At 66.5% G+C, this 7,152-nt stretch carries 5 protein-coding genes; 2 read left to right on the forward strand and 3 right to left on the reverse strand.

What is annotated here, in order from left to right; genetic code table 11:
- Window positions 1-413: 413 nt before the first annotated feature.
- Entirely contained in the window at window positions 414-1,433 is a 1,020-nt protein-coding gene (locus tag ACZ7LU_RS22300) for a ScbA/BarX family gamma-butyrolactone biosynthesis protein (RefSeq protein WP_471917745.1), read from the reverse strand.
- 754 nt (window positions 1,434-2,187) lie between these two features.
- On the opposite strand from ACZ7LU_RS22300, the gene ACZ7LU_RS22305 reads away from it, so the two are divergent.
- Window positions 2,188-2,886, forward strand: coding sequence for an HAD family hydrolase (locus ACZ7LU_RS22305; RefSeq protein WP_471917746.1), 699 nt, complete (start codon window positions 2,188-2,190; stop codon window positions 2,884-2,886).
- Between the two features lie 676 nt (window positions 2,887-3,562).
- Window positions 3,563-4,258: a ScbR family autoregulator-binding transcription factor gene (locus ACZ7LU_RS22310; RefSeq protein WP_468716244.1), complete on the forward strand. Its 696-nt coding sequence runs from the start codon at window positions 3,563-3,565 to the stop codon at window positions 4,256-4,258.
- A 193-nt stretch (window positions 4,259-4,451) separates the two neighbouring features.
- On the opposite strand, the gene ACZ7LU_RS22315 is transcribed toward ACZ7LU_RS22310, so the two are convergent.
- Window positions 4,452-5,234 (reverse strand): glucose 1-dehydrogenase, encoded by a 783-nt coding sequence (locus tag ACZ7LU_RS22315; RefSeq protein ID WP_471917747.1) that lies wholly within the window; start codon window positions 5,232-5,234, stop codon window positions 4,452-4,454.
- Window positions 5,235-5,598: 364 nt separating this feature from the next.
- Window positions 5,599-6,240 carry a ScbR family autoregulator-binding transcription factor gene (locus ACZ7LU_RS22320; protein ID WP_471917748.1) on the reverse strand — a complete coding sequence of 214 codons (642 nt, stop codon included), beginning with the start codon at window positions 6,238-6,240 and terminating at the stop codon, window positions 5,599-5,601.
- Between the last annotated feature and the right edge of the window lie 912 nt (window positions 6,241-7,152).

The raw sequence follows: 7,152 nt of genomic DNA on the forward strand, positions 1-7,152 counted from the left end.
GGTCAGGGTCGCCGGGGCCGGGCCGGGCCGGGGCCGTCGCCACGCCGGTCTGGTCCGGTCCGGTCGCGTCCGGCCGGGAGGTGCTGGCCGGCGCCGATGGCGTCACTGTGAACCTGGCCGTCCCGCCGCGCGGGCACGTCTGCTCAGTCGCCTCCACTCGCTGACGAGAGGTCAGCCGACTGGCAGCAGGCATGGCCATTTCGGCGCGTGCGTGAGTGCAAGTGATCATCCCTGGTGGGCCTGAGGCGCACTCAGGGTGGGGGCAGGGACGTGCACGGACTGAGCTGGAACGTGGGCGCGCTGAGCACGGACCGGCAATCGCGGTGTAGCCGCCGACAGGGTGGGGCCCGCCGGCGGTCTGTGCTGTGTGGATGGGCCCGCGAAGGGTGGGGGGAAGTGCTGCAACTGCTGGTCTACGTGGGCGTGTGAGTGGTGGTGTGAGTGAGGGTCGTGGTGTGGGTGGCGTGGTTGTTCTGGTGGCTGGTCACGGTCTGCGTGGTGGTGTGACCGGTGGGGGTGATGGTGGTGGTGGGGGGAGTGGTGGTGATGTGGCAGGGGGCGTTGAGCTCGACGTAGTGGTGCCACTCGGTGTGGCTGTGCGTGAGATGGGTGGTCGGAGGGTGGGGGTGTGTGGCTTGCCGCGCCGCCTCGATGAGGACCATGCCGGGAATGTGGTCACCGTCGTGGTCGAAGAGGATGGGGTGGGTGGGGTCGGGGTTGAGGCGGTACCGGTGGGGCTCGTGGGTGGGGGCGAGCACGAGGTCGCGCGTGTGGACGCGGCCGTAAGTGGTGGGGTCTTGGTGAATGGGGGTGTGCTCGAGGGCTTCGAGGGTGTGGTTAGTGGGGTTGGTGGCGTGGGGGTTGGTGGGGTTGGCGGCGCGCAGACGTCGATAGGCAGCCGGGGATATGCAGGTGAAGTGGCCGTAGCAGGTGGCGATGGTGTGGTGGTGCTGATTGACGATGGTGAGACTGATGGTGAAGTTGGGACTGCGGCCAACGCGGGTGATCGTGGTGTTGAGGGTGAGATTGGTGGGGGTGCTGCCGATCACCATGTGTTCCGGATGGGTGGTGACGGTCATGTCCTGCATGACGAAGTTGTGGCCCAGAGGTACGCCGAACTCGGCGTGAGCCAGGTAGATGCCCGTCTGGCGAAAGGTCTCGCAGGCCAGGAGGTGATCGTGGTGGCGTCCGTCCGACGTGGTGAAGAAGGTATGGGCGCGGGGCCACTGTCCGGTGAGGACGAAGGTGCTCTCACCGGTTTTTTCGCAGTCGGTGAGGAAGACTTCGGCGAGGGCGGCGCGGTGGACGTATTCCGCGGGAACGGTCGTGGTGAGCCGGGGTAGTTGGGCCGGCTGACCGTCGATGCGGGCGGTGTGGGTGTTGCGGTTGCCCTGGGCGTCTTTCGACTCGGGCATGGCGAGACTGCTGCTCATGAACCTCTCCCCCGGAGGTGAATGAAAGTGACGCCATAACATACATACCCACCGGTTTCCTTTTCAAGGGTCGGTGGCGATTACACGGGTTGGGCGCAGGGTAAATGGGGCTCCTGGAGATTCGAGTTTCTGTGACGCTGAGTAGTGGTGGCGAGTTGCGTTCCTGGTGGGAGGCGGTTTGCGGTTTTCTGTGAAAGGGGAATTATTCCGTCCGTTTATCCATGGAAAACCGGCAGTCCGGTTCCCTTGTTATGCTTTCGCGTTGATCGGTCTTGCCCGGCCGGCCGTCGCTCCGCCTGCCCGCTGTCTCCTGTCTGCCTGCCGCGCCGCCCGTTGTCTGCTGTATCTCCGGCCCGCCCTTCCTGCTGCCCTTCTCGCTGCCTGTCCGTATAGTCCCCGTTCGGATCGCCCGCTGGTTCGTCTGCTTCGGGAGATTGCGGGACTGTTCAGCTCTGGTTTGCTTGATGCTGGCTGGTCTGCTCCGCCAGGCCTGATCGGCTGCTTGCCGGTTGGGGTGGCGAGGCTGGGGGTCCCTGGCTGGGTGCGGCTGTTGGTTTGCTCCAAGGTCACGTCTGGTCGGGGCGCGTCCAGTTGGGCCTGTTTGAGTTTGTTGTGCATCGATCGTCAGATTGTGGGGGTTGGCGTGGTGGGTCATCAGGGTTCGTCTGAGGTTGGTTCGGTCGGGTCGGATCCGGTCGAGGCTGGAGCGATCGGCTCGGATTCGCGTGTTCATGAGGGAGGACGTCCGAAGGGGTTGGCGCACCTGAGCCTGGTGGCGGTAAATATTGACGGGGTGTTGCTGAATGACAGTTTCGGCCCGGTGATCCGCCGCTTGGTGGAGTCGCGGGGCGGTGAGTACGGGGCGGGGTTGGAGCAGGTGCTGTTGTCGCAGTCGCAGCGAGTTGCAGCGCAGGCGGCGGCGGACGTATTGGGGGGCACCGCGGAGGACTTGCTGACCGCGTATTTCGAGGAGCGGGAGCGCTATCTGCTGGAGCACCCGGTGCGGGTGCTGGAAGGCGCGCATCGTCTGATGGAAAGGCTGCGGTCGTTCGGCGTGCGGACGGTGTGTTACGGCGGTTTGGAGCGTGCGCACTTCGACCGTTATCTGGGTGATTTGGCGGAGTATTTCGACGAGCCGGTGTATGTGTGCACCAATGATTTCCGTCCGGGTATCCGGGAGATCACCGAGGATGTCTTCCGGCTCCGTTTCGACCAGGTGCTTTTCATTGACGATGTGGCACGGGTCGCGCAGACGGCGCGGGAGCTCGGCGTGGCGTTCATCGGGCACCCCAGCGACTACGAGCACGGGTACCAGCGGCCGTTGATGGAGCAGGTCGGCGTGCGTCATGTGGTCCGATCGCTGGACGAGATCGACGAGGAGCTCCTGCGCAGGGTGGACGCGGAGGCAGCGGCCGGACGCAACTGGCCGGACGAGCGTTCGCGGCAGAGCTGACGAGCGCACGCAGGAGGCCTGGGGAGCGTATGCGGCAAGCCTCACGCGTGTACGCTCCCTGGCCTGATGGCCCAACCCGCCCTGAGGGGACGGGTGTGCATCTGGCGCCTCGCCGTGTCGAGCTGAAATGGGGTAAGTGAGAGCGGGGCGCGGGCTCATGGGAGTGCGCCGCGGTGGCCCGCTCGACCTGCCGGACCGCACGCCGTCGTGAACTGGCTGGTCTGCTGGTGCGATATCGGCCATCGGCCAGGCCTGCATGGCGTGGATGGCGTCCATCATCCTCACTGCTATGCGCCCCTTCTCCTTTGTGGAGCCGGTTGCTCAGCGGTCGGCGTCAGCACAGGTCTCGTTCCGGCCTGCGTGCGGTCGTCGACTGGTCAACGGTCCACGATCCGCACCTCCTTGCCGTGTCACTCCCCCCACGTGCCGGGGCCCAGAGAACGGTGTGTGAGTGGGAAGGTGTGTGAGTGGAGACGTTTGGCGTGGGTTGTCCTTGCGGAGAGGGCGCCTTGGTGGGTTGAGTGTCGATTTGTCGGGCGGGTGGAGCCAGGGGGAACGATGGGGAAAGATCCCCGGCCGAGTCCGCAGGTGGGGTTGTGGGTAAGGTACCTCCACGACGGTTTCTTTTTCGGGTCCGCTGCATACCCGATACGGGCACGAGTGCAGGGGAGGTCACGTGGCGCAGCAGGAGCGTGCTGTCAGAACCCGCCGCGCAGTACTGGAGGCGGCTGCGACGGTCTTTGCCGAGCATGGATATTCGGCGGCCACGGTGTCGGACATCCTCCAGGAGGCCGGGGTCACCAAGGGCGCGTTGTACTTCCACTTCGACTCCAAGGAAGCCTTGGCGCGCGGAGTGCTGCAGGCGCAGGTCGCCTACGCGGGGCCGCCGCAGGATCTCAAGGTCCAGGAGTGGGTGGACGCGGGGCTGTTGCTCGCACACCGGCTGCCGCGTGATCCGGTGGTACGAGCCGGTGCGGTGCTCTCTTCCGACCCGCAGGGCCGGGAGCACTATGGCAGTGCCTGGCCGGCCTGGATAGAACTGTCCGCCCAGACGCTCGCCGAGGCCAAGGATCGTGGGGAGATCCTTTCCCACGTGGTGCCCCGGCAGACCGCGGAGCTCATCGTCAGCTCTTTTCACGGGGTTCAGCTCTTCTCCCAGCTCGAGAGTGGGCTGGCGGACGTCGAGCGGCGCATCTCGGTGCTCTACGACCACGTGATACCGGCGATCACGGTGCCCGCGGTCCTGGCCCGTCTCGACCTCGCCCCTGACCGGGGAGCACGCCTGTACGCACAGGCGGTGTCCGTCCCTCAGCCCGTCCTGGTCTCCTCGACCAATCCATCAACTGACGCCGACCAGCCTGTACTTAACTGAGCTGAGCCTGAGCTTGCTTTGCTCAGGCCAGCCTTGTCTGCGTCTGCGTTACGGCTGCGCTCGCGTCTGTGTCCGCGTCTGCTTCAGCTTCAGGTCTTAGGCTTCAGGTGGAACCCGCACTGTGGTCGCCGGGGCGCTGGCCCACTGAAGTACTTGGTGGTCGGGTCCCCGGCCCGGATGCCCGATCGGTGTGCTACCAGGCGGTGGCGCCGCCGTCGACGGGCATGGTGGCGCCGGTGACGAAGGAGGCGCGGTCGCTGCAGAGCCAGGCGGCGGCCTCCGCGATCTCCTCGGGTTCGGCCATGCGGTTCTGCGGGGAGGAGGCTTTGCTCTTGGCTTCCTGTCCGGGGAAGCGGGCGAACCAGTCCTCGACCATTTCGGAGCGGGCGAGGCCCGGAGCAATGGCGTTGACGCGGATGTTGCTGGGCGCGTACTCGACCGCGGCGACCTTGGTCAGTCCGACCACGGCGTGCTTGGAGGCGATGTAAGGGGCCGCGACCGAGGTCGCGACCAGGCCGGCCACGCTGCTCGTGTTCACGATCGCTCCGCCGCCGCTCTCCAGCATCGCGCCGATCTCAGGACGCAGGCAGTTCCACACTCCGCGGACGTTGGTGTCCATGATGAGGTCGTAGGCCGCGTCGTCCATCAGGTGCAGCGGACTCTTCGCCACGGCTGCTCCCGCGTTGTTGAACGCGACGTCCAGCTGCCCGTAGGTCTCCACCGCGAAGTCGACGGCCCGCCGCATGTCGGCGGCGACCTGCACGTTCGCGACGCAGTAGGAAGCAGCCTCTGCCCCCTCGGCGTGCAACTCCTTGACCAGGGCCTGGAGCCGGTCCTCCCGCCGGGATATGAGCACCACCTGCGCGCCCTCCCGCGTGAACACCCGGGCCGCCGCGGCGCCGATCCCACTGCTCGCCCCGGTGATAAGGGCGACCTTCCCCGCAAGCGAACCCTGACCCTGCGTCATCTGGGGCATCCTCCATGCCTCGGGCGGCACATGCCGCTGCAACGCCGTTCCCGCCGAGGCGTGACGACCTGTCGGTAGCCTAGCGTGCCTGTTCGATAACAGAGGTCGCATTGCTGGATCTTGACTACTTGCTGACCGGGTCGGCGGTTCGGTGAGCGAAGGGGAAGCGCACCGGCGAAAGCGACAGATGACTCCGCACCGCCCGGCCCTCGCCCTTGCCCCCGCCTGCGGCGTCGACAGGCTCCGCTCCTTTCCCGAGCCTGTCCAGCGGTTGGTTGGCATGGGTGCGCCCGTTGCTGTGTGGGGAGGTGGCGCTAGGCGTGCAGGCCGGGGGCGTGATCGTGACTTGCCGAGGAGTGGCTGTGCAGGGCTGCTAGTTGGCGGTCTTGGCGGTGTCGGCGGGTGCGGGGCTGCCGTTGGGGTGCAGGGTGGCAAGCGTGTGGGGGTGGGTGATGGTCGGGAGCAGAAGTTGCCAGAAGTGAGTGAGGGGGGTGGGGGTGAGCATGTGTGGGTTGGTGCGGGTGAGGACTTCGAGGCCGGTCGTGGTGACGGTGATGGTGGTGGTAAGGGCTTCCGGGGTGGTCTGGGGTGTCAGGGTGTGTTCTCGGGCGGCTTGGGTGGTGAGTTGATGGATGCAGGTGTGCCATTGGTGGCGGAGGTCGTGGGTGCGAGGGCCGGGGTCGTGGGTGAGGCGGAATGCGGCGCGGACGGTGATGTCGTGGTGGAGAAGGTGGATCATGCGGTGAGTGAGGTCCATGAGGTGCTGCAGGGCACTCACCTTGGTAGGGGGTGTGGGGTGTGCGGTGTGGTGGAGGGTGCGAGCTGCGGTTTGCTCGATGGCGTCAGCGAGGGCCGCCTTGTTGGGGAAGTGAAAGTGCAGGGCACCGCGGCTGACGCCGGCGCGGGTGCTGATCTCTTCCAAGCTGGTGCGGGTATAGCCGCGTTGGTCGAAGAGGGTGGAGGCGGAGAGGATGAGGGCGTTGCGGGTACGGGTGGCCCGTTCCTGCTTGCTCACTGGTGACTCCCGTCAAGAATGATTTCCCGTCGGCGTATAAAACCAACTTGCCGGTTTGATCTCCAGGGCTGGGGCATGCCGGATCTTGGGGGCGGCTGGGGTATGACGCGTTCCGCTTGTCGGTGGGTGGGAGTGGACGGGTGGCTACCTCGACGGCTTTCCGGGTGTGGTCCGGGTGGAGGGGTTGGGGCTTTGGCCGGAAGGCGGGGTTTGCCGCAGATTCCAGGCCTGGTGTCACCGGGGGAAGTTTTGGGCCGTCCGGGGTGGGTGGACGGCAGCTATCTAAAAACCGTTCATGCGGTTTGTGAGCTGGGTCGGCCGTCCGGTCGCCCGGGTCCGGACCGCCTTGGGGTGTGCCTTCCGGGTCTTGGTATTGGGGAAGAGTTGGGGCGTCACTGGGGGTGGGGCCGGTAGTGGAGTCCGGGCGCCTGCGCGGGGTGGGGCTGTCGTGCCGGCCATCTGTCGCTGGGCCTCGGATTGCCCCGGCGGGCGGTCCGGGTCGGCGAGATGGCAGCACGGTCTGCTGGCGCAGCTTCACCGTTGCAGTAACGGGTGCTGGGGTCTTCGGGGCGGTGCGGCATCCGGCCGGTGCTCGCGCTGCTGGAGCGGTTCGGGTGACCGACGTGTTACCGGGTTTCAGATCTGCTGGGGCTTTGGCGGTGTGCTGGGTCGGTGGGGTGGCTGGGGCTTTTGGAGTTGTGGGTTTCCGTCTGCTGGCCGGGCGGGTCTGGGTGTCGGGTTGGTGCCTTGTGGGCGTCCTGTTGGTGCCTTGTGGGTGTGTGGTGGGGTGGTGGAGGGGTGGTGGAGGGGTGGTGTAGTGGGGGTAGAAACCAGCTGCGCGGTTTTGTATTGACAGGGGTGGGGGTTTGGCTTTGAATCGGGGTGCGGCGGTGGGTGGGTGGCCGTGGGCGG

Source organism: Streptomyces sp. NPDC039462, from assembly GCF_055639375.1.

Bases quoted from the DNA above. Each gene is read 5' to 3' on its own strand.
- ACZ7LU_RS22300 (WP_471917745.1), bottom strand. From the start codon at position 1,433: ATGAGCAGCAGTCTCGCCATGCCCGAGTCGAAAGACGCCCAGGGCAAC.
- ACZ7LU_RS22315 (WP_471917747.1), bottom strand. From the start codon at position 5,234: ATGCCCCAGATGACGCAGGGTCAGGGTTCGCTTGCGGGGAAGGTCGCC.